The sequence below is a fragment of the Rugosimonospora acidiphila genome, assembly GCF_039543385.1.
GTDB classification, from domain to species: Bacteria; Actinomycetota; Actinomycetes; order Mycobacteriales; family Micromonosporaceae; genus Rugosimonospora; species Rugosimonospora acidiphila.
This window is the reverse complement of the sequence record NZ_BAABJQ010000028.1, coordinates 37,670-60,158: the sequence shown is the minus strand read 5'-3', so window position 1 is coordinate 60,158 and position 22,489 is coordinate 37,670. Positions and strand designations below refer to the sequence as shown.

The window sequence follows — 22,489 nt, the reverse complement described above, 5'->3', positions numbered from 1 at the left end:
GAGGCGATTACACCGGCGGCAGGTACCCGAGCTGGATCAGCCGTACGCCCTCGCGCCGGGTGACCAGCCAGCCTCGACCCGGCGGAAGCGGCCCGGGCCGTACCGTGCCGAGCAGCGCGCCCTCCTCCCGGTCGCCGGACAGCACCAACCCCGGCGTGGACAGCTCGCGCAGGCGCTGGATGACCGGTTCGTACAGCGATCGGCCCGCGCCACCCGTACGCCTGGCCAGCACCAGATGCAGGCCGATGTCCCGGGCCTGGGCCAGGTATTCCAGCAGCGGATGCAGCGGGTTGCTCGGGCCGGCCGCCACCAGGTCGTAGTCGTCGACGAGCAGGTAGCAGTCCGGCCCGCTCCACCAGGAGCGCTCGCGCAGTTGCTGCGGGGTCAGGTCGGGCCCGGGCAGCCGGCCCGCCATGTACCCGGCGACCGACTCGACCAGCTCGGCGGTCTGCGCCGCCCCGGTGGCGTACCCGATGAGGTGGTCGGAGGCGACCGCGCCGAGCAGGCTGCGCCGGTAGTCGACGAGGATGATCCGGGCCGCCTCCGGCGGGTACCGGCGGGTGATCGAGGTGGCCAGCGCGCGCAGGAACGAGGACTTGCCGCTCTCCGCGTCGCCGAACAGCAGGAAGTGCGGCTCGGTGGCCAGGTCCAGGCAGACCGGGCGCAGGTCGGACTGCGCGATCCCGATCGCCACCTCGCCGGAGACCGCGACGTCGTCGTACCCGACCAGGGTGGGCAGCAGCCGCACCGGCGGCGCCTTGGGCCCGGTCCACCCGGCCGCGATGGACTCGATCAGGCCGTCCGGCGGCGGCGCGGCGGTGAGGAAGTGGAACCCGTCCGAGGTCAGGCCCCGCCCGGGGGCGTCCTCCGGCACGTTCCCGGCGGCCCTGCGGGAGATCAGCGAGTCGGCCGGGTCGCCGAGCCGCAACTCCAGCCGGGAGCCGAACAGGTCCCGGATGGCCGGCCGGAAGTCCATCCACCGGGAGCCCGCGGCGAGCACGTGGATCCCGTACGACAGGCCCCGGGTGGCCAGGTCGGTGATGGCGGCCTCGAGGTCGTCGTACTCGCCCCGGATGGTGGCCCAGCCGTCGATCACCAGGAACACCTCGGCCCGCCCGGCCGCCGGTTCCGCGCCGCCGCGCTCCCGCTCGGTGAGCAGGCCGGCCACCTCGCCGACGGTGCGCCGCACGGCGTCCGGCTCCAGCCGGCCGGCGACCCCGCCGACGTGCGGCAGTTTCCGGAGCCCGGCCAGCACCCCGCCGCCGAAGTCCAGGCAGTAGATCTGGGCCCGTTGCGGAGTGTGGGTCAGCGCGAGTCCACACACGACGGTCGACAGCAGGCTGGACTTGCCGCTGCGCGGGCCGCCGACGATCGCCACGTGGCCGCCCGAGCCGGACAGGGTCAGCCAGAGCAGATCGCGGCGCTGCTCGAACGGCTTGTCGACCAACGCCACCGGCACCATCAGGGCGTCGCGCAGCTGCGGGTTGGCGGTGGTCAGGCCGACCGGCGCCTCGGTGACCAGCGGCCCGATCAGCTCCTCGATCGGGGCCGGGCGATCCAGCGGCGGCAGCCAGACCTGGTGGGCCGTCGCGCCGGCGCCGGCCAGCCGGTCGACCAGGAGGTCGAGCAGGCTCGCCGGGGCCCCGTGGCCGGGATCGGACTCCGCCTCGACGTCGGGTGCCGGGCGGGCCGGCGCGGGCACCAGCCGCGAGGTGTAGTCGAGGATGCCGGTGGCGTCCGGTGCCGGGCCGGGCCGCAGGTACGGGCCGGAGACGTACGCTGCCCGGAACCGTTGCAGCGGCTCGGTCGCGTACCGCAGGAAGCCGTGACCCGGGCTGCGGGGGAGCTCGTACGCGTCGGGTACGCCCAGTACCGAGCGGGACTCCATGGCGGAGAAGGTGCGCAGCCCGATCCGGTACGACAGGTGGGTCTCCAGGCCGCGCAGCCGCCCCTCCTCCAGGCGCTGGCTGGCCAGCAGCAGGTGCACGCCCAGCGACCGACCCAACCGTCCTATCTGGACGAAGGTCTCGATGAAGTCCGGCTTCGCGAACAGCAGCTCGGAGAACTCGTCGCAGATCACCAGCAGCACCGGCAGCGCGGCCAGCCCGGTACCGGGACGGGCCCGCTCGTAGTCGCGCAGGCTGGCGAAGTTACCCGAGCGCTTGAGTAGCTCCTGGCGGCGCTGCAATTCACCGTTGAGGGCGTCGGTCATCCGATCCACCAGCGGCAGCTGGTCGCGCAGGTTGGTGATGACCGCGGCGGTGTGCGGCAACCGGTCCAGCGTCGCGAAGGTGGCGCCGCCCTTGAAGTCGATGAGCACGAAGTTGAGGGCCTCCGAATCGTGCGTCGCGGCGAGCCCGAGCACGATGGTGCGCAGCAGCTCCGACTTGCCCGAGCCGGTGGCGCCGATGAGCAGCCCGTGCGGGCCCATGCCGTCCTGGGCCGACTCCTTGAGGTCCAGCTCCACCGGGTGCCCGCCGCCGTCGACCCCGATCGGCACCCGCAGCCGGTCGCGCCCGGGCCGCGGCGCCCAGCCGACCGCCGCGGCGAAGTCGTCCGGATCGCCGATGCCCAGCAGTTCGGCCAGGCCGGTGTCGGTCGGACCGGTACCGTCGCCGGCGCGCGCCGCCGCGGCCAGGCGCAGCGGCGCGAGTTGACGGGCCAGCGCCTGCGCGGTCGGCAGGTCCATCCGGTCGGCGACGCCGACCCGGCCGCGCTCGTCGATGGTGTCGCTGAACAGCGCGCCGTCCGCGCCGACGGTCAGGCCGATCGTGCCCCGATCGAGCAACCGGGGCGGGGCGCCGTCGACCTCGATGAGGGCCACGCCGGCCACCCCGCCGTCGATGGTCAGGTGCTCGCAGCCGGACAGGTCGCCGCCGTCGACGACGATGACGACCTGCGGCCCGCCGTTCGGATTGCCCGGACCGAACCGGGGCCGGTTGGCGATTACATCGTCGAGCAGCCGCTCCAGCTCGGGGCCGGAGCCGGCGACCAGCCGCACCGGGCCGAGCCGGTCGGTACGGGTCGGGTGCAGTGCGTGCGGCAACCACTTGAGGTACTCCCACTCGGGCCGGCGGTCGTGGCCCGCGCACACCGCTATCAGCAGATCGGCGGGGGCGTTGAAGACCGCGAGCTGGGCGAGCATCGCGCGCACCAGGTCCCGGACCCGGTCCTCGGTCCGCCGCGCCGGGGCGGGGGCGTCCGCCGCCTGCCACGGTCGCGCGTCCCACGGCTCGTCGTCGGCCGCCGCGTGCACATAGAGCCGGGCGAAGCCGGACACCGCGACCGCGACCGGCAGGTCGGGCACCACCGCGTACGCGTCGAGGAACCGGCGCAGCGCGGCCGCCGTCATCGGCTCCAGCTCCTCCAGCGGCGCGGTCACCGGCGCGACCAGCGGGGTGGCCAGAGTTTGCGGCCCGATGCCCACCCGCGCCACCGCGAAGTCACCGTCGCCGGGCCGCCGCTCCCACAGCCGGTAACTGTCCACGGTGGACCACAGGACGTCCGGATGCGGGTGGCGGTAGTGCAGCGCGTCGCGCTGCCGGCCGGCGTTGTCCCGCACCCGCAGGCGCAGGCCGGCCAGGTGGCGCAGGTACTCCCGACGAGCCGCCATCATCTCGGCCTTCTTCGGCGTCCCACCGCTGGAGCCGAAACCGGTGGCCAGCATGCCCAGCGAGGAGATGCCGAAGACCCCACCGACCACATAGGAGTACGCGCCGCCCTGCCGGCCGGCGAACATCATCGCCGTCGCGACCGTGCCGGTGAGCATCGGCAGGATGGTCAGCAGCTGGGCCCAGCGCGACCCGATCAGCGGGCGGATCTCCGGCGGCGCCTGGATGACGAGTTCGCCGCTCGGCAGCTCCGGCGCCAGCCGGCGCGGCCCGCGCCTCACCACGACAGTGGCCACGAGCAACCTCCCCAGTCACCGCTCGTCCACCCGGTGCGCGCGAAGCGCCGTCGCGGGCCACCGGTGGTGCGAAGCGGCCCGATGCGGGAGCCGGTCGACGCGCGATCGCCGGCGGGGTGAGGCCGGCCGCCGCTCATGGTAGGCGGCGGAGCGACCGAGCGTGACCCCGTCCGCGGGTGCCCCTCATACCGCCCGTGATTGTGGTACTCAGTTCCCGTGACGACCGTGACGGGATTGGCGAAGGTGACTGTCCGCGCGCCGCAACGCCGCATCGACGTCGCGCTGCCCGAACACGCGCCGCTCGCGGAGCTGCTGCCGGAGTTGCTGCGCCGCGCGGGCGTCGGGCTGGCCGACGACGGGCAGGCGCACGGTGGCTGGGCGCTGCGACGCGGCGACGGCGAGGCGCTGTCCGTGGGCGCGGGGCTGGCCGCCCAGGGGGTACGCGACGGGGACGTGCTCTACCTCGGGCCGGGCCGGGCACCCTGGCCCGAGCTGGAATATGACGACGTGGTCGACGCGATCGCGACCGGCGCCCGCGGCCGCGGGCGGACCTGGGACGGCGCGGCGACCCGGGCGACCGGCCTGGCCGTCGCCGGCGTCGCGCTGCTGCTGGGCGTCGTCGCGCTGGTGCGTGCCCCGCAGCACGGTGCCGCGCTGCCCGGGCTGGCCGGGCTCGGCGCGGCGCTGCTGCTCACGCTCGGCGGCATAGTTGCCTCGCGCGCCTACGGCGACTCGGTGGCCGGCGCCGTGCTGGCCGCCGGTGCCCTTCCCTACGCGTTCGTCGGCGGCCTGTCATCGCTCGGGTCAACGCCGGCCGGGGCGCACCGGTCGCCCGCGGAGGCGTCGCCATTCGAGGCGCCGCTGGTCGCGGCGTCCCGCGTGAACGCCCCGCATCTGCTGATCGCCTCGGTGGCGGTGCTGGTGCTCGCGGTCGTCGGCGCGGTCGGCGTCGGCGACCGGCTGCGGATCTTCGTGGGTGCGATCACCGCCGGCGGGCTCGCGGCGCTGGGCGCCGGGCTCGGCTACCGGCTGCCGGCCGCCGGAGCCGCCGCGATCGTGCTCGCCGCGCTGGTCACCGGTCTGGCGGCGGCGCCGTTGCTGGCGATCAGGCTGGGCAACCTGCCGGTACCGGTGCTCGCGCCGGGGCAGTCCGAGCGGCCCGACCGGGCCCGGGTGCACGCCGCCGTGGTGCGCACCGACGAGATCCTGACCGGGCTGCTGATCGGGGCGGCCATCGCCGGCACCGCCGCGGCCGTGCCGCTCGCCGGCTCCGGTGGTGCGGCCGGTCGCCTGCTGGTCGCGGTGACGGCCGCCGGGTTCCTGGTGCGGGCGCGGCTGTTTCCGGCGGTACGGCAGCGCCTGCCGCTGCTCGTCGCGGGCGCGGGTACTTCCGGCGCTCTGCTGGCGCACACGCCCGCCACGGTCCCGGTGCTTGCCGGCTGGCTCATGCTGGCGTGTCTGTGCGTGGTGACCGGACTCCGGTACAGCAATCGGCCACCCGGCCCGTACCTGGGCCGGATGGCCGATCTGCTCGACGCGCTCTGCGTGATTGCGGTCATCCCGGTGGCCTGCGCGGTGCTCGGGCTCTACGGCGCCGTGCGCGGGCTGGCCGGATGACTGTCGGTCGCCGCTTCCGTCCGGCCGCCATCCCACGGGCGGCCGGGAAGTCAGAGGCGGCTACTCGATCGGGCGAGCGATCGGGGCGACGCCCGGGTCGACGTACGTGCCGTCGGCGATCGCCGTGTGGTGCCGCTCGCGCGACAGCAGGATCTCGGCCTCGGCGTCGGAGCGCCCCACCCAGCTGGCGCCCTCCACGCTCTTGCCCGGCTCAAGATCCTTGTAGACCTCGAAGAAGTGCTGGATCTCCAGCCGATCGAATTCCGCGACGTGGTGAATGTCACGGAGGTGCTCCAGCCGGGGATCGTAAGCCGGCACGCAGAGAACCTTGTCGTCGCCGCCCTTTTCGTCGGTCATCCGGAACATGCCAATAGCACGGCACCGAATCAGGCAACCCGGAAAAGTGGGCTCCTGCACGAGAACGAGCGCGTCCAGCGGATCGCCATCCTCGCCGAGCGTTCCCTCGATGAAGCCGTAGTCGGCCGGGTACTGGGTAGAGGTGAAAAGCGTGCGGTCGAGCCGGATCCTCCCAGTGGCATGGTCAACCTCGTACTTGTTTCGTTGCCCCTTGGGGATCTCAACCGTAACGTCGAAATCCATAATCACCGCTCCTCAACTCGCCGCGCTGCGACTGACGCGACTAGTGTGACCGAAAATCGTCCGGGCGTATGAGGAGGGGGCCTGTGGGGAGGCAGGATTCACACTCGGGAGCCGATCAGGGCGGTGCGCCGCAGCGTCCACAGGGGACCGAGGACAATCCCGAGCCCCCGAAACAGGAACAGTCCGGCGGCAACCGACCGCAGCCGGTGACGCCGAGCGTGCAGACGGGCCGGGCGTCCGTGCCTGGTGCCCCGTATCGGCCCGGTCCGCCCTCTCCGGTCCCACCTGCCGGCTCCGGCCCGGCCCCCGCCAAGGGCGCATCGATGACGACCGAGCCACAGACGGGGACGTCTCCGGCATCGCCCGCGAGCGAGGTCCCGGCTCCGGCCAAGCCCGCCGAGACGCCCGAGAGCGCCGAGGCGCCCAAGACCATCGAGATAACTAAGGCCCCCGAGACGCCCAAGACTCCCGAGGCGCCCAAGATCGTCAAGACGACTAAGGCCCCCGAGACACCTGAGAGTTCGGAGGCGCCTGAGGAAACGGTGCCGGTGCCGGCGCCGGCCGCGGGGGAGAAGGCTCCCGTGGGAGACGCCGAGGTGCCGCCGGCGGAGGCGAAGGCCTCGCCGGCAGAAGCCCAGAGGCCGCCGTCGGAGGAGAAGGGCCCACCGGCGGAGGTCTCCCAGGAGCAGGAGTCGTCCGCGGAGGCTCCGGTGCCGCCGGCGAAGGTCTCGGACCCGTCGGCGGAGGAGGAATCGTCGGCGGCGGCCCCGGTGTCGCCGGCAGACGCGGTGGAGTCGTCGGTGGAGACGGCGGAGTCGTCGGTGGGGGGCAAGCCGGGGGCCGAGGGAGTCGGCAAGCCGTCTGCGGAGGCGAAGGCGCCGCCCGAGGATGGGAAGGTGCCCCGAGAGTCGGCCCCGGAGCCGTCGGCTGAGAAGAACTCGCCGCCGGAGCCGCCGGCCGCGTCGGTCGACGCGGCTCCTCCGACTGCCAAAGACACTGAATATGAGGCGCCCGCGGCTCCGCAGGAAGACCCGGATAAGGCGAGCGAGCCGAGCGTGCCGGATATGGCGGCGGCCACCGCCCCGCCCGAGAGCCCGGCCCCCACCGTTCCACCAAATCAACCCGCTCCGCCCGCCGGGCCCACACAGCCGGCAGAGCCGGCCGCTTCGGAGACCGCCACGGCCGACGAGGCGTCCCCTGCCTCGCCGGCAGGCGTGCCCGCGCCGCCAGAGCCGCCGGAGCCGCCGGCCGGATCGGCCCCGCCGCCGGAGCCGCCGGCCGGATCGGCCACGCCGGAGGAGCCGGCCGGCTCGTCTCCACCCGCTGAGCCATCCGCGCCGCCCCCGCCCGAGGCGCCGGCTGCGTCGATCCCGGCCGGCGTGCCGGCTGCGTCGATCCCGGCCGCGGAGCCGTCCGCGCCGCCTCCGGCCGCCGAGCCTTCTGCTTCGCCTCCATTCGCGGAGCCGGCCGCCGCGCAAAGTAAGGCGTCCGCGGGTCCGCCGGGCGCCCCGGCGAAGCCGGTCGAGCCGGTCGAGCCGGTCGAGCCGGTCGAGCCGGTCGAGCCGGTCGAGCCGGGTGGGCCGGGTGGGCCGGGTGGGCCGGTCGAGCCGGGCGCGGCGGACAACACGGTGTCTGGCGCTTCACCCGGCGACTCCGGTGAGCCGGCCGAGCGGTCCGGCCCGACCGAGGCGCCCTCCGCGATCGAGGCGCCCTCCGCGATCGAGGCGCCAGCGGGCTCGCCCGACGTCTCGAGCTGGCCGGCCGCCGCGAAGAACGAGGGCGCGAAGAACGACGGCGCAGAGAACGAGGGCACGAAAACCGAGGGCGCGGGAAACGAGGGCGAGGCTCCCGGTGGCCAGGCCCGCCCGGCCGCCGCCCCGCTCACTCCGATCGACAGGCTGCCGCCCGCATCGGCGCGAGCCAGGGTCGCCGCCGTACCGCCGTCTGGCGCTCCGTCCCCCGCTCGGCCCTCATCCACGCCGTCGCCTCAGCGATCCGGGCAGACCGGGCGACCGAGGCCGTCCGGGCAGGAGACGCCCGGTGCGGCGAGCCCGCCGCCCGCGAGTTCAGCACCGAAACCGCCCGTACCGAAACCGCCCGTACCGAAACCGCCCGTACAGGCACCGCCCGTACAGGCACCGCCGGCGCAGACACCACCACCCGCGGCCGGCTCGCCCCCCGGCCAGACCCCGATGCCGCGCCCCTCGACCGGGTCCGGGTTCGACGCGCGGGGCTCGGCCGACCAGACCGTCCCGCTGCCCCCGGCGAGCGCGTGGCAACAGCCCCCGCGGGCCACGCCGCCGAAGCAGGCCTCGCCGCCCGCCGGCTCGCCGTACGCCTCGGCACCGACCCGACCGGCGCCTCGCACCGACCAGACCCGGCCACAGCGCGCCGTGCCGCCCGGCTCGCCCCAATCCGGCCCGTCGCTGCCCGCCGCGCCCCCGGTCCTGCCGGACGAGCCGGACACCCAAGAGATCCGGACGCCCCCGGGCGCCCTGTACGGCACGGGCCGGCCGCAGCGGGGATCGGCGCCCGTACCGGCCGCGGGCCGGAGTCCGGTCACCCCGACCGTGCCGCCGGTCGTCCCGCCCCCCGCCGTCCCGCCTGCCGCGATCTCGTCCGCCACCGTGCCGCCCGTGCAGGTGCCCGTGCCGGCGGCCGGGGCGCTCAGGAGCCGGCGCCGGCTGTGGCTCGGCCTCGCCGCCGCGCTGCTGGTCGTCATCGTGATCACCACTGGGCTGGTGGCGGTGGGGCCGTCCGGGTTACTCGGTACCAGGCCCGCGTCGTCGCCCTCGTCGGCTGGCCAGCCCCCGATGCTGCTGGCGGCCCCGCCCTCCCCGGTGCTGCCCGCCGCCGGTTCCAATGCCCCGATACCGCTGGTGAGCGCCCTTGAGGCCGCGCTGAGCGGGCCGGTAACGAACAGCGACCTCGGCGGGCACGTCGCCGTACGGGTCGCCGACGCGGCCACCGGCCAGCAGCTGTACGCCCGGGACGCGACCGACCCCACCACGCCCGCCTCGACCATGAAGCTGGTCACCTCGACCGCCCTGCTGGCCCTTCGTGGCCCCCAGTACCAGCTGCAGACCCGGGTCGTCGCCGGGCCGGAGCCCGGTTCCGTCGTGATCATCGGGGGCGGCGACCCGACCCTCGCCGCCGGCCCGAACGGCACCTACACCGGCGCGGCGCGGCTCGACATCCTGGCCGTGCTGGTCAAGAAGGCGCTCGGCGGCACCAGGCCGAACAAGGTCATCTACGACACCTCCCTGTTCACCGGGGCCGATTCGGGGCCGGGCTGGGAGGCGACCGACGTGGACGCAGGCGGGCAGTCCGCCCGGATCACCGCCCTGATGACCGACGGCGGCCGGATCGACCCGACCAAGACCGGGGACTCCCCCCGGTACCGGCACCCGGATCTGGCCGCCGCGCAGGACTTCGCGAGGCTGCTCGGAGTGCCGGCCAGCGCGGTCGTCGCCGGTACCGCTCCGAAGAGCCCGGCCGGCACCGCGGGTCCGCCCGCCGCCCAAGGCACCGGCCAGCCCCAGGGCCGGGCGTTTGGCGCGCCGGCACCGGGCACCGAGCTCGGCGTGGTCAAGTCCCCGCCGCTGGTGAGCATCCTGGAACAGATGCTGGCGAACAGTGACAACACCGTCGCGGAGCTGATGTCGCGGCAGGTCGCCCTGGCGCTGGGCAAGCCGGCCAGCTTCGCCGGTGGTGCCGCCGCCGTCATCCAGGAGCTGAAGGCCCTTGACCTGCCCGTCGGCGGCGTACACATCGTCGACGGCAGTGGCCTGTCCCACCAGAACACGCTGACCCCGGCGCTGCTGACCGCGGCCCTCTCGCTGGCCGCCCAGCCCGGCCAGCCCCGGCTGCACAGCCTGTTCACCGGGCTGCCGGTGGCCGGCTACTCGGGGACCCTGGCGGATCGATTCGTGAGCCCGAGCGCCAACCCGGGCGCGGGGGACGTGCGGGCCAAGACCGGCACGCTCACCGGGGTGAGCAGCCTGGCCGGGTACGTGGTCGACGCCAGGGGCTGTCTGCTGGTTTTCGCGGTCATGGCGGACCACGTCATACCGGGCGGTACCGCCGCGGCCGAGCAGGCGTTGGACCAGATAGCCATGGCGATCGCCGGAGTCTCCTAGGGGTGCCGGGTCTGTCCGGAATCGCGAATCCTGACGGACCGCTCCGGTCGAGACCGGTAGGACCTGGCCTCGCGCGGGTACGGTGGGGTCATGGCGCAGTTTGTCGATTGGGATCTGGCCGCCGCGACCGCGGGAGCCCTCGGCAAGGCCGGCCCCCCGGTGTCCTACTCGGAGGCGGCGGATGTCGTGGCCGAGTTGCGCCGGGTGACCGACGAGGCCGCGCACCACGTGCGCGACTTCACCGGGTTGACCCCGGCGGCCGGCCAGCAGGTGGTTCGGGTGGTCGATCGCAAGGACTGGGCCGCGGTCAACATCGCCGGGCTCCGTCAGGTGATCACCCCGCTGGTGGCCAAGCTGTCCGGCGAGCGTGAACCGGGCTCGTTCACCAGCGTGGTCGGCTCCCGGGTTACCGGCGTGCAGGCGGGCACGGTGCTGGCCTACCTGTCCGGCAAGGTGCTCGGGCAGTTCGAGGTGTTCGCCTCCGACCCCGGATCGCTGCTGCTGGTCGCCCCGAACATCGTCGAGACGGAGCGCAAGCTCGGCGTCGAACCGCGCGATTTCCGGCTCTGGGTCTGCCTCCACGAGGTGACCCACCGCACTCAGTTCACCGCCGTACCGTGGCTGCGTGGCCACTTCCTCGGTGAGGTGCGCTCGTTCGTCGACGCCTCCCAGTCGGGCGGGGAGCAGATCGTCGACCGGCTGCGCCACGGGGTGGCCGCGCTGGCCGACGCCGTTCGCAACCCGGACAGCCGGGCATCGGTTCTCGACCTGGTGCAGACGCCGGCCCAGGCGGCCGTGCTGGATCGGCTGACCTCGGTGATGACGCTGCTGGAGGGGCACGCCGAGTTCGTGATGGACGGCGTGGGCCCCGAGGTGGTGCCGAGCGTGGAGGAGATCCGGTCGCGGTTCAACCAGCGCCGCGAGGGTGGCAACCCGGTGGAGCGGGTGATGCGCCGGCTGCTCGGCATCGACGTCAAGCTCCGTCAGTACGCGGAGGGGCGCAAGTTCGTGCACGGCGTGGTGGAGCGGGTCGGCATGGCCGGCTTCAACCGCGTGTGGGACTCGCCGTTGACCCTGCCGTACCTGGACGAGCTGAGCGACCCGGATGCCTGGGTCGCCCGCGTGCACGGCTGAGCCTCGTTGATCCATCGCTCGGACCGCCCGGCAGCCCTCCCGGCACCGTCGGCGGCGTTCCCGACGTGGCCGGCCGTGCCTCCAGCCCGGTGGCCCGCCGCGACGGCGGTGGGGTGATGGCCGCCCTGTCCCCGGCGGTGGCGGCCTGCCGCCTGGCCGTGCGGCAGGCGCTCGCCGGCGTGCAGCCCGGCGGACTCGTCCTGGCCGCGTGCTCGGGTGGGGCCGACTCGTTGGCGCTGGCCAGCGCGTTGGCGTTCGTCGCGCCACGCTCCGGCCGGCGGGCCGGCCTGATCACTGTTGACCACGGGCTGCAGGTTGGCTCCGCCGAGCGGGCCGCCGAGGTCGCCTGCTGGGCGGGCCGGGTCGGGCTCGAACCGGCCGTGGCGGTACCGGTGACCGTGGACGGTGCCGGCGGGCCTGAGGCGGCGGCGCGGGCGGCCCGGTACGAGGCGCTGGCCGGCACCGCGGCGCGGCTCTCGGCCGTCGCCGTACTGCTCGGGCACACCCGGGACGACCAGGCGGAGACGGTACTGCTGGCGCTGGCCAGGGGCGGCGGGCCGCGCGGCATCGCGGGGATGCGGAACCGCCGGATCATCGACGGCGTGCCGTTCATCCGGCCGTTTCTGGCGGTGTCCAGGGCGCAGACCCGCGCCGCCTGTACCGATCTTGGGCTGAGCCCGTGGGAGGATCCGCACAACGCGGACCCGGCGTACGCGAGGTCGAGGCTGCGGGCCGCCCTGCCGGTGCTGGTCGACACGCTCGGGCCGGATCTGGTGGACAACCTCGCCCGCACCGCCAGGCTGGTGGCCGCCGACGTGGAGGCGCTGGACGCGCTCGCCGCCTCGGCCGGCACCGCGGCCACCGAGCCGGACGGTTCGCTGGACGTGGCCGCGTTGACCGGGCTGCCGGCCGCCGTGCGCACCCGGGTCCTGCGTGACCTCGCGCTGCGGCTGGGCGCCCCGGGGGCGGCGCTGTCCTCCATCCACATCGACGCGCTGGACGCGCTCGTCACCGACTGGCACGGTCAGGGTCCGGTTTCGTTACCCGGCGGGATCGAGGTCGGCCGGCGGGGGCATCGGCTGGCCGCTCATTCATAACATTTCGGCATCCGCCTAGCGGATCTTCACGGTCCGCGAGTGAAATGGTCTCGTGCCGCTACCGAGCCTTACCCGCAAGCCGTTGTACGCGCCCCGGGGCGCGGTCGCCACCAGCCAGCCGCTCGCCGCGGCCGCCGGCCTCGCCGTGCTCCGACGAGGGGGCAACGCCGTCGACGCGGCGCTGGCGACCGCCATCACGCTGACCGTCGTGCAGCCCGGCTCCAACGACATCGGCGGCGACCTGTTCGCGATCGTGTGGGACGGCAACCAGCTGCACGGGCTCAACGCCTCCGGCCGCGCCCCGGCCGGGCTGACGCTCGAGCTGGCCCGGGAGGCGGCGGCGCCGCCGGCGCGCGCCGCGCTCGGTGGCGCCCAGGGCGCGGTCGACGCGGCGATGCCGGTGCGCGGTTGGCTGCCGGTGACCGTACCCGGCGTGCCGGCCGGCTGGCGTGACCTGCACGGCCGGTTCGGGGCGCTGCCGTTCGAGGAGCTGTTCACGGACGCGATCGGGTACGCGGCCGGCGGGTACCCGGTGTCCCCGATGGTGGCGTACTACTGGGCCCGCTCGGTCGAGCAGTGGCGCACGCTGTCCGGTCCCGAGTTCGCGGAGTGGGGCCGCGTGTTCACCGTGGACGGTCGGGCCCCCACGGCCGGCGAGCTGTGGCGCAACCCGGACGCGGCGAGGACGCTGCGGCTGATCGCCGAATCCCGGGCGGAGGAGTTCTACCGGGGCTCGATCGCCGCCGAACTGGCCGGGTTCGCCGCCGGGACCGGCGGGCTGCTGACCGCCGACGACCTGGCCAAGCACACCTCGGACTGGGTGGAGCCGATCCGGGCCGGTTACCGCGGGTACGACGTGTGGGAGCTGCCGCCCAACGGCCAGGGCGTGGCGGCGCTCATGGCCCTGAACATCCTCGACGGCCTGGACGTGTCGTCGGCAAGCGCCGAGCAGCGCACGCACTGGCAGATCGAGGCGATGAAGCTGGGCTTCGCCGACGCGCACGCCTACGTCGCGGATCCCGCCGCCGGACCGGTGCCGCTGGCCGGCATGCTCGACCCCGAGTACGCGCGGGCGCGTCGCGCGTTGATCGGCGAGACCGCCGGCGACCCGGCGCCCGGCGACCCGGCGAAGGGCGGCACCGTTTACCTGTGCGCCGCCGACAGCGACGGCATGATGGTCAGCCTGATCCAGTCCAACTACATGGGTTTCGGCTCCTACGTGGTGGCCCCCGGCACCGGCTTCGGCCTGCAGAACCGGGGCGCCGGGTTCGCGCTGGAGGCCGGGCACCCCAACGTGGCGGCACCCGGGAAGCGGCCGTTCCACACCATCATCCCGGGGTTCCTTACCCGCGACGGGCAGCCGGTCGGGCCGTTCGGCGTGATGGGCGGCCACATGCAGCCGCAGGGCCACGTCCAGCTGATCATGTCCACTGTGGACGAAGGGTTGGATCCCCAGGCCGCGCTGGACGCGCCGCGCTGGTACTGGCATGCCGGGCGGGAGGTCATGGTCGAGCCCGGCATCGACGCGGAGTCGCTCCAGCGGCGCGGGCACCAGGTCAGCGTCGAGGATTCGAACGTGTACGGGTACGGGCAGGCGATCTGGCGGCTGCCCGCCGGCGGGTACGTGGCCGGCTCCGAGCCCCGTGCGGACGGCTGCGCGATCGGGTACTGACCGGTCGGCCCAGGTCGGTCCACGCGCCCGGCGCCGGGTACCGGCGGGCGACCGCTAGCGGCCGGCCCGGTCCCGGAACGTGGACCGGTAGGCGTGCGGCGAGCTGCCGAGCCGGCGGCTGAAGTGGTGTCGTAGCACGGCCGCGTCGCCGAAGCCGGCCTTGGTGGCGACCGACTCCACCCCCAGGTCGGTCTCCTCCAGCAGCCGCCGGGCCAGCAGGAGGCGCTGCCCGGTCACCCAGTCGTGCGGGGTGGTGCCGGTCTCGGCCCGGAACCGGCGGGCGAAGGTACGCGGCGCCATGTGTGCCCGCCGGGCCAGGGTGTCCACGTCGACCGGTTGATCGAGGTTCTCCACCAACCAGGCGAGCAGCGGCTGGAGGGTCGGCGCCTCGGGCGCCTTGGGCAGCGGGGCCTCCACGTACTGCGCCTGACCGCCCTCGCGGTGCGGCGGCACGACCATCCGCCGGGCCAGCTTGGTGGCGATCTCGGAGCCGTGCACGCTGCGTACCAGGTGCAGGCAGAGATCGATCCCGGCGGCCGTACCCGCGCTGGTCAGCACCGGCCCGTCCTCGACGTACAGGGCGCCCAACTGGACAAACGCGGCCGGGAAGCGTTGGGCCAGCCGGTCGGCGTACATCCAGTGGGTGACGCACCGGCGACCGTCGAGCAGGCCCGCCTCGCCGAGCACGAACGCGCCGGAGCACACGCTCAGCAGGCGGGCGCCCCGGTCGGCGGCGGCGCGCAGCGCGTCGAGGACGAGGTCGGGCACCGGGGTGCCGATCGGGTGCGCGGGCACCGCGACCAGGTCGGCGTCGGCCAGCGGGGCGAGGTCCGCCCCGGGCGTGATCTGGAACCCGGACTGGCTGGCGACCGGGCCGCCGTCGGCCGAGCAGACGGTGAAGTCGTACTTGGGGAAGCCGTCCATGGTCCGGTCGGTGCCGAAGACCTCGCACAGCACGCCCAGCTCAAAGGGGGCTATCTGATCGAGAGCCACTACCGCGACTTTGCTGATCATGAATGTAGGTTAGCACCCGGGTGGCAGGAAATCGACGCTAGTGGGCATTTCTGCCACTGCTGCTCATGGTTGCCGGGCGGGATATTGGAACCAGTTCCCCGCGGTTGGCACTCGCGATCGGGTCACCGACCCGCAGGGTCGAATGGGTCCGGTGCGCACCGGCGGTAACAGACAGCATCACCTGAGGAGAGGTGTACCGCCGTCATGGACATGTTTCTGCCTGCCTTCATCATCTTCCTGGTCATCGCGAGCGCGTTACGGTGGACAGCGGACAGCCGGGACTTCGCCGACTGGCGTCCGTCGAGTAGCGGTTTCCGCCGCTCCCCGGGCGAGGGCTGAAGTCACCGACCGTGACCGGGCCACCCGTTGATCGGTCCGGCCGGGCAACACCTCGGTGCCGCCGTGGAAGCGGCGGCACCGGCACCGGCGCCGGTGGCCCGGACGGGTCCCACAGGAACGGCACGACGGGGTCGGAATGTCGGGGCGCCGTTGGGCGTGCCGGCCTTCGCGGTTCCACCCGGTCCAATGTGGCGACCGGTCGCGGTGATCCGCCGTGGTGATCCGCCGCGGCCGTGCCTCGCCGGCCGTGGGTCCCGCGCCGCGGTGTCGGCCGTCACGGTGCCCGGTCGTTGCCGCGCTCCGGGGCGGGACGTCCCGGGTCCGCCGGCTCGCCCGGTGCTTGTCCGATGGGCTACCCGGTCCGATGGACCGGGGGACCGCCGCGCGGGCCCCGCTGTGCACGGGGCCCGCGCGGTCGGGGTGGGTCACGACGCGCCGGCGTCGGGCCGAGCCCGCCGCCCGGGCGACCGAGGCCGGGCGAGGGTGCACCCGGCCGCTCCGCGCCGAGCCGCATACGGCAGGCTGGTACTTATGGGCGAGGGAAGCTGGTACGACACGGACATCGACCGTGTGATCGTTTCTGAGGATCAGATCCGGGACAAGACCGCGGAGCTGGCGAAGCAGGTCGCCGAGGACTACCGGCGAGTCGACGGGGTCCTGCTCGTGGGCGTGCTCAAGGGCGCGGTGATGTTCATGGCCGACTTCGCGCGGGCGATGGGCCGGCACGGCCGGCCGGTCGAAATGGAGTTCATGGCCGTCTCCTCGTACGGGCAGCGGGCTACCTCGTCCGGGATCGTGCGCATCCTGAAAGACTTGGACCGGGACATCGCCGGCCGGCACGTGATCGTGGTGGAGGACATCGTCGACTCCGGGCTGACCCTGTCCTGGCTGCTGAAGTACCTGAGCAGCAGGTCGGCCGCCTCCGTGGAGGTGGTGGCGCTGCTGCGCAAGCCGGACGCCATTAAGGTGAACATTCCGGTCAAGTACGTCGGCTTCGACATTCCGAATGAGTTTGTGGTGGGTTATGGCCTGGACTTCGCGGAGCGGTACCGGGAACTGCCGTATGTTGGAGTACTGAAGTCGTCCGTCTACGCCCGAGCCTGAGATCACGCTGAGATTCGCCGCACAGCATAATCCGTTTTGTCGCCATTGCGGGCTCAGTGCCGGATGCCGTAGCCCAACCTCCGAAGCCACGGTGTACCGTCGAATAACCGAGGCGGAAGGTTCCGGATCGGCTTCGTGTTCCGGGAAAACCCGGCACGACCGGTCGGTCTCAACGGCCCCGGCAGGCAGCGGTCTCACGATCTGGAGGGGCTGGGCGCACAGCGCCCGACAAGACCATGGAACGAACCCGTTTCTTCCGCCGGCCGTGGGTCTGGCTGGTCCTCGTGATCATTGGTGCGATCGCCCTGAGCACGCTATTCAGCGGCGGAGCCTCCTACACCAAGGTCAACTCTTCCGATGTCGTCAGCCAGCTCGGCAGCGGCAACGTCTCCAAGGTCCTCATCGAGGACAAGGAGCAGACTGTCGATCTTGATCTGCGGCACAAGGAAGCCTTCAACGGCACGTCCACCGACAAGATCCAGGCGCAGTTCCCTGCCCTGACCATGAACGAGATCTACAACGATGTCGCTCAGGCCAAGGCGCAGAAGAAGATCGACAGCTTCGACACCAAGGTCAGCAAGGACAGCGTCCTGCTGAGCGTTCTGGTGAACCTGCTGCCGATCGCTGTGCTGGTGATCCTGCTCCTGCTGTTCATGTCGCAGATGCAGGGCGGTGGCTCCCGGGTCCTCAACTTCGGCAAGTCCAAGGCCAAGCTCGTCGCCAAGGACACACCGAAGACCACGTTCGCCGACGTGGCCGGCTCGCAGGAGGCCGTTGAAGAGCTGCACGAGATCAAGGACTTCCTGCAAAATCCGGGGAAGTACCAGGCTCTCGGTGCCAAGATCCCGAAGGGTGTCCTGCTGTTCGGTCCGCCCGGTACCGGCAAGACGCTGCTGGCTCGCGCCGTGGCGGGCGAGGCCGGCGTGCCGTTCTACTCAATCTCCGGCTCCGACTTCGTCGAGATGTTCGTCGGTGTCGGTGCCTCCCGCGTGCGCGACCTGTTCGAGCAGGCCAAGGCGAACGCCCCGGCCATCGTCTTCGTCGATGAGATCGACGCCGTCGGCCGACACCGTGGCGCCGGCCTCGGCGGTGGGCACGACGAGCGCGAGCAGACCCTCAACCAGCTGCTGGTTGAGATGGACGGGTTCGACACCAAGGGCGGCGTGATCCTGATCGCGGCCACCAACCGGCCCGACATCCTGGACCCGGCGCTGCTGCGCCCCGGCCGCTTCGACCGGCAGATCGCGGTGGACACCCCGGACATGGAGGGCCGCAAGGCGATCCTCCGGGTGCACGCCAAGGGCAAGCCGTTCACGCCGGACGTCGACCTCGACGCGGTGGCGCGGCGCACCCCGGGCTTCACCGGTGCCGACCTGGCCAACGTGATCAACGAGGCCGCGCTGCTGACCGCCCGCAACGACAAGCGGGCGATCAACAACGACTTCCTCGAGGAGTCGATCGACCGCGTGATCGCCGGCCCCGAGCGGCGTACCCGCGCCATGAGCGACAGCGAAAAGAAGATCACCGCCTACCACGAGGGTGGGCACGCACTGGTCGCGTGGGCGCTGCCGCACTCGGCTCCGGTACACAAGGTGACGATCCTGCCGCGTGGCCGGTCACTCGGGCACACCCTGGTGCTCCCGACCGAGGACAAGTACACCCAGACCCGGGCCGAGATGGTCGACACCCTGGCCTACGCGCTGGGCGGTCGGGCGGCCGAGGAACTGGTCTTCCACGAGCCGACCACAGGTGCCGGGAACGACATCGAGAAGGCCACGGCGATCGCCCGGGCCATGATCACCGAGTACGGCATGAGCTCGAAGCTGGGTGCCGTCAAGTACGGCCAGAACGACAACGAGCCGTTCCTCGGCCGGACGATGGGCCACCAGCGCGACTACTCCGACGCGGTTGCCGCCGAGATCGACGGTGAGGTGCGGACCCTGATCGAACTGGCCCACGACGAGGCCTGGGAGATCCTGGTCGAATACCGCGACGTGCTCGACAACATCGTGCTGGAGTTGATCGAGAAGGAGACCATCTCCCAGGCGGACATGGCCCGGATCTGCGCGCGAGTGGTCAAGCGGCCGCCGATGGCGCCGTACAACGGCTTCGGCAAGCGCCAGCCGTCCGACCAGCCGCCGGTGCTCACGCCGTCCGAGAGGGACCGGCTCAAGGCGCAGGCGGAGGCAGATGGCGCGGAGGCGCGGGTTGGCGGTCCGGGCACGGACGGCAACCACTGACCGGGCCGGAAGTTGATTCGGCGACCGAGCCGGACGACTTCGACGACGAAGAGCTCGACTACCTGGCCGCCCGCCTCATTGGCGGGCGGCTCGGTGGGAAGCCCCTTGAGCAGGCGATCGACCTTAAGCGCATCGAGGCCGCGGTGCGGGAGATCCTGGTCGCCATCGGCGAGGATCCCGATCGTGACGGCCTGCTGAAGACACCCACCCGGGTGGCACACGCCTACGCTGAGCTGTTCGCCGGACTTCGGGCGGATCCGGCCAAGGTCCTGGCCACCTCGTTCGACGCCAACCACGAAGAGCTGGTGCTGGTCCGGGACATTGAGGTGTTCAGCCTCTGCGAGCATCATCTGCTGCCCTTCCACGGCGTCGCGCACATCGGGTACATCCCCGGTGAGGATGGGCGGATCACCGGGCTGTCGAAGCTGGCGCGGCTGGTCGACGTGTTCGCCCGGCGCCCGCAGGTGCAGGAGCGGCTCACGGTCCAGATCGCCGACCTGCTCACCGAACGGCTCGACCCGCGCGGCGTGATTGTGGTGCTCGAATGTGAGCACCTGTGCATGGCGATGCGCGGCGTCCACAAGGTCGGCTCCCGTACCGTGACCTCGGCCGTCCGAGGGCTCTTCCGCAGCGATGCGAAGTCGCGCGCCGAGGCGATGAGCCTGATCATCCGTTAGGACTTGTGCTCACCGGGGCTGGACGGTGCTCAGCCCGGCAGGGCCGGCACGGTGGGGGCGAGCACCGGCACCGGGTGCCGGTCGCTGACCACGCCGAACCCGTCGAGCCCGCTGCTGGCCGTGTTCATCGAGGCGTCCGCGACGTCCCGCGCCCGGGCCACCAGCCGCCCGATCTCGCGGATCTTCTCCACGATCCGGATGAGGTCGGACACCTCTGTCGCCAGCTCGAACGGCTCCAACAGCCCCAAGGTCTCCGGTTGGAGCGCGGACTCGACCATCGTGTCAAGGATCATCGTCAGGGCCGCCGCAACCACCTCGGCCTGTAGATAGACCCCCTCGGCTACCTCACGGTAGGCCGTGGCGGTCCGGTGCAGCGGGGCGACGGCGCTGGTCAGCTCCGTGGCGAACCTCCCCATGCCCTGCGCGCAGGCCTCGGCGGCGTTGCCCGTCCAGACCCGGGCGATCGCGTCACCGCCCTCGACCATGCACCGCGCGGTGTCGTTGATCGCGCCGGCGAGGTTGTCATAGACGTCGGCGCAGGCGAGGTATCCCGCCCAATCGCCGCACAGCGGCTCGACGGCCTCCATCAACACGTCGTAGGGCCGGTCGATCAGCCCGAACCTCGCGGCCAGCCCGGTGATCCGCCAGATCATCTCGCGGCCCCAGCCGGTCGGGCTGACCGCGTCGAAGCAGCTGAACTGGCAGGGGTAGTCCGACCGGTGATCGGGCGGCTGCCGGTACCAGGAGCTGGGGCACACCGGGTCGGAGAAGACGCCCGGCCCGAGCCCGGGGTCGGCCCGGGCGGCGCCGGGGCCGGGCGCCGGCACGGGATCGGGCGGGCACTGGGAGTTGGGGGCCGGGGGCGCCGGCATCGTGGCGTCGTTGCGCGCGACGGCCGCCAGATCGCTGCGACGGTAGAGCGAGTTGGCCTGCGCCACGGCCGTCGAACAGGGGCCGGCGAACCCCTGGGCGGCGGTCGACAGGAAGGCGTCGATCTCGTTCACGATCTTTTGGTGCTGGCCGTGGATCAGGTTGAGCACGCCCTCGCCGGTGACGGAGAAGTGCGCGTTGGCCTTCAGATAGGTCCTGCCCGACTCGTAGTCCTGCCAGCGACGGTCCAGCATCTCCACCAGACCGGTCAACGCGGCGCTGTTGACACTGAACTCCACGATGGCCCCCTCGCTTGACGGATGCGTCCATGAGACGCGGTCCACCTCAGGGCGGCAACGGTTCATCGTCGACTGTGGATAACTTCCGACGAATCGGGCGCGAGTGTCCTAGATGCTGGGAGCCTATCGGCGCCGGGCGGTCACCGCAGCAGAGCGGCGATGGCGATGCCCGCCCAGAGCACGACGACCGGCGCCAGGCTGATGGCGGCCCCGAGCAGCGGGGTGCGCTCGGTCGGCCGCCGCCCGTCCCGCGCGGATATCAAGCCGATGAGCAACCAGGACAGCCCGAAGCCGAGCAGCGGCAGAAGCGCGCCGAAGGCGGTCGCCACCATGGACAGCAGGGTGTGCCTCAGGGTGACGAACAGCGTGACCTGCACGGCCAGCACCAACAGCGCGAAACCGCCGTAGATGGGCGCGTTGCGCCGTGCCTCCGGCCGGTGCGCCAACGTACGCGCGGGGTGCGGCCGGTCGAGCTCGGACAGGATGGCGTCGGCCGCCGCCAGGTCGGCCCTGGCGGCACGCAGCCGCCGCACCGGGTCGTGCCGCGCGCCGGCCGGGTCCGGCGCGCCAAGGTCGAAGTCGCCGAGTTCAGGGTCGCCGAGTTCAGGGTCGAAGGGCAGCGGAGCCGGGGGAGGGTCGCCGTCGCTCCCGCGCCGGCCGGCACCGAGCCAGTCGGCGCTGAGCGGGTCGGCGCTGAGCGGGTGGGCGCTGAGCGGGTCGGCGCTGAGCGGGTCGAGACCGAGCGCGTCGCCACCGAGTCGGTCGGTGCTGAGCGGGTCGGCGGTTGACCTGCCCGCGCCGAGCCGGCCTGGTCGGCGCCGGCTGGCCGCCTGGATTCCGGCGACACCGAGCCTGGCGGCGTCGCGCCCGGCGGTCCCCAGCCTGGTGGCACCGGATCTGGCGGCCCCCAGCCCAGCGGCCCATACCTTGCCGGTCGACCGCCTGACGGTTCGGGATCCGGCGGCCCTCAGCTTGCCGGTCAGGGATTCGTAGGTGCTGCGCGGCCCGGCCGCGGGCTCGCGGCCTTCCGCGTCGCCGGCCGTGCCGCCCGCGTTGCCAGGCATGTCCTGCGCGTCGCCGCGCGTGCGGTCGGCGTCGCTGGGCAGGTCGGTCACATCGCTGGGCGTACGGTCGGCGTCGCTGGGCGTGCCATCCGGGTCACCGAACCGGGGGGCCCTGTCACCGACGCCGTCAACGAGCGGGCTGCCAACCTCGACCATGCCGCCAGGGCCGTCGGCCGTGCCGCCAGGGCCGTCGGCCGTGCCGCCAGGGCCGTCGGCCGTGCCGCCGGGGCCGTCGGCCGTGTCGCGGGGGCCGTTGAGAGCGTCGCCGCGGTCGGCCTCGCCGGTGTCCATCCCCGTGGCTGGGGCGTCGCCGCCGTTGCCCGCGTCGTCCCTCTCAGAGCCGTCGTTCGGGCCGGCGTCGAGGTCGCCGGCCGGGCCGGAACCGTCCTCGTCCACGAAGCGGGAGTCGTCCACCGGGTAGGTGTCGCCGTCCGGGTAGGAGTCGGGGCCGGTCCCGGGCCGGGTGCCCGTGGCGGTGAGCGGGCCGGCGCCGGCGCCGGCCGGCGTGAGTACCGGTGCGGGAAGCCCCGCCCGCAGCGCGACCACCAGCAGGCGCTCCCGTTGGAGATCGAGGCCGCGGCGTACCGCCGCCAACTCCTCCTGGGCGGCCTTGGCCGAGGCGGTCTCGGCATCGGTCACCGACGCCGCCTCGCGGCGTACCCTGTCCAGCCGCTGCGCGGCGGTCAGGTAGTCCTCCCAGGCGCTCACGCCGACCG

15 protein-coding genes are annotated in these 22,489 nt (G+C 73.1%); 9 read left to right on the top strand and 6 right to left on the bottom strand.

From position 1 onward, the window contains the following. Positions 1 to 7: 7 nt before the first annotated feature. Positions 8 to 3,907 (bottom strand): type VII secretion protein EccCa, encoded by a 3,900-nt coding sequence (gene eccCa / locus ABEA87_RS33595; protein ID WP_345636541.1) that lies wholly within the window; start codon positions 3,905 to 3,907, stop codon positions 8 to 10. A 216-nt stretch (positions 3,908 to 4,123) separates the two neighbouring features. On the opposite strand from eccCa, the gene eccD reads away from it, so the two are divergent. Further along, positions 4,124 to 5,524, top strand: a complete 1,401-nt coding sequence (gene eccD, locus ABEA87_RS33590; RefSeq protein WP_345636539.1) for a type VII secretion integral membrane protein EccD — start codon at positions 4,124 to 4,126, stop codon at positions 5,522 to 5,524. Positions 5,525 to 5,584: 60 nt separating this feature from the next. On the opposite strand, the gene ABEA87_RS33585 is transcribed toward eccD, so the two are convergent. Next, complete coding sequence (locus ABEA87_RS33585; protein ID WP_345636537.1) at positions 5,585 to 6,124, bottom strand: inorganic diphosphatase; 540 nt, start codon at positions 6,122 to 6,124, stop codon at positions 5,585 to 5,587. Positions 6,125 to 7,241: 1,117 nt separating this feature from the next. Then, positions 7,242 to 8,102, bottom strand: a complete 861-nt coding sequence (locus ABEA87_RS33580; protein WP_345636535.1) for a hypothetical protein — start codon at positions 8,100 to 8,102, stop codon at positions 7,242 to 7,244. A 214-nt stretch (positions 8,103 to 8,316) separates the two neighbouring features. Between ABEA87_RS33580 and dacB the strand changes: the two genes are divergently transcribed. The 4 genes from dacB (at position 8,317) to ABEA87_RS33560 (ending at position 14,166) form a co-directional block, all read left to right on the top strand. Continuing rightward, positions 8,317 to 10,263, top strand: coding sequence for a D-alanyl-D-alanine carboxypeptidase/D-alanyl-D-alanine endopeptidase (gene dacB / locus ABEA87_RS33575; RefSeq protein WP_345636533.1), 1,947 nt, complete (start codon positions 8,317 to 8,319; stop codon positions 10,261 to 10,263). Positions 10,264 to 10,353: 90 nt separating this feature from the next. After that, positions 10,354 to 11,397: a zinc-dependent metalloprotease gene (locus ABEA87_RS33570; protein ID WP_345636531.1), complete on the top strand. Its 1,044-nt coding sequence runs from the start codon at positions 10,354 to 10,356 to the stop codon at positions 11,395 to 11,397. A gap of 116 nt (positions 11,398 to 11,513) precedes the next feature. Further along, complete coding sequence (gene tilS, locus ABEA87_RS33565) at positions 11,514 to 12,494, top strand: tRNA lysidine(34) synthetase TilS (RefSeq protein WP_345636631.1); 981 nt, start codon at positions 11,514 to 11,516, stop codon at positions 12,492 to 12,494. 52 nt (positions 12,495 to 12,546) lie between these two features. Continuing rightward, the gene (locus ABEA87_RS33560; protein WP_345636529.1) at positions 12,547 to 14,166 is read left to right on the top strand and encodes a gamma-glutamyltransferase family protein; all 1,620 of its coding nucleotides are present in this window, start codon (positions 12,547 to 12,549) and stop codon (positions 14,164 to 14,166) included. A 54-nt stretch (positions 14,167 to 14,220) separates the two neighbouring features. Here ABEA87_RS33560 and ABEA87_RS33555 read toward each other — a convergent pair whose 3' ends face one another. Further along, the gene (locus ABEA87_RS33555; protein WP_345636527.1) at positions 14,221 to 15,180 is read right to left on the bottom strand and encodes a GlxA family transcriptional regulator; all 960 of its coding nucleotides are present in this window, start codon (positions 15,178 to 15,180) and stop codon (positions 14,221 to 14,223) included. 204 nt (positions 15,181 to 15,384) lie between these two features. Between ABEA87_RS33555 and ABEA87_RS33550 the strand changes: the two genes are divergently transcribed. From ABEA87_RS33550 to folE, 4 genes are all read left to right on the top strand, one after another. Beyond that, positions 15,385 to 15,519 (top strand): hypothetical protein, encoded by a 135-nt coding sequence (locus tag ABEA87_RS33550; protein ID WP_345636525.1) that lies wholly within the window; start codon positions 15,385 to 15,387, stop codon positions 15,517 to 15,519. A 531-nt stretch (positions 15,520 to 16,050) separates the two neighbouring features. Then, positions 16,051 to 16,623: a hypoxanthine phosphoribosyltransferase gene (gene hpt, locus ABEA87_RS33545; RefSeq protein WP_345636523.1), complete on the top strand. Its 573-nt coding sequence runs from the start codon at positions 16,051 to 16,053 to the stop codon at positions 16,621 to 16,623. A gap of 236 nt (positions 16,624 to 16,859) precedes the next feature. Beyond that, positions 16,860 to 18,863 (top strand): ATP-dependent zinc metalloprotease FtsH, encoded by a 2,004-nt coding sequence (ftsH, locus tag ABEA87_RS33540; RefSeq protein ID WP_345636521.1) that lies wholly within the window; start codon positions 16,860 to 16,862, stop codon positions 18,861 to 18,863. 62 nt (positions 18,864 to 18,925) lie between these two features. Continuing rightward, positions 18,926 to 19,540 (top strand): GTP cyclohydrolase I FolE, encoded by a 615-nt coding sequence (folE, locus tag ABEA87_RS33535; protein WP_345636629.1) that lies wholly within the window; start codon positions 18,926 to 18,928, stop codon positions 19,538 to 19,540. 29 nt (positions 19,541 to 19,569) lie between these two features. Here folE and ABEA87_RS33530 read toward each other — a convergent pair whose 3' ends face one another. Continuing rightward, a complete protein-coding gene (locus ABEA87_RS33530) occupies positions 19,570 to 20,709 on the bottom strand; it encodes a hypothetical protein (RefSeq protein WP_345636519.1) in 1,140 nt (379 codons plus the stop codon). A gap of 140 nt (positions 20,710 to 20,849) precedes the next feature. After that, entirely contained in the window at positions 20,850 to 22,481 is a 1,632-nt protein-coding gene (locus ABEA87_RS33525; RefSeq protein WP_345636517.1) for a hypothetical protein, read from the bottom strand. Positions 22,482 to 22,489 lie beyond the last annotated feature (8 nt).

What these genes read in the sequence shown, in the direction of transcription:
- ABEA87_RS33585 (WP_345636537.1), bottom strand. Translation starts at nt 6,124, where the DNA reads ATGGATTTCGACGTTACGGTTGAGATCCCCAAGGGGCAACGAAACAAG.
- dacB (WP_345636533.1), top strand. Translation starts at nt 8,317, where the DNA reads ATGCCGCGCCCCTCGACCGGGTCCGGGTTCGACGCGCGGGGCTCGGCC.
- ABEA87_RS33570 (WP_345636531.1), top strand. Translation starts at nt 10,354, where the DNA reads ATGGCGCAGTTTGTCGATTGGGATCTGGCCGCCGCGACCGCGGGAGCC.
- tilS (WP_345636631.1), top strand. Translation starts at nt 11,514, where the DNA reads ATGGCCGCCCTGTCCCCGGCGGTGGCGGCCTGCCGCCTGGCCGTGCGG.
- ABEA87_RS33555 (WP_345636527.1), bottom strand. Translation starts at nt 15,180, where the DNA reads ATGATCAGCAAAGTCGCGGTAGTGGCTCTCGATCAGATAGCCCCCTTT.
- ABEA87_RS33550 (WP_345636525.1), top strand. Translation starts at nt 15,385, where the DNA reads ATGGACATGTTTCTGCCTGCCTTCATCATCTTCCTGGTCATCGCGAGC.
- hpt (WP_345636523.1), top strand. Translation starts at nt 16,051, where the DNA reads ATGGGCGAGGGAAGCTGGTACGACACGGACATCGACCGTGTGATCGTT.
- ftsH (WP_345636521.1), top strand. Translation starts at nt 16,860, where the DNA reads ATGGAACGAACCCGTTTCTTCCGCCGGCCGTGGGTCTGGCTGGTCCTC.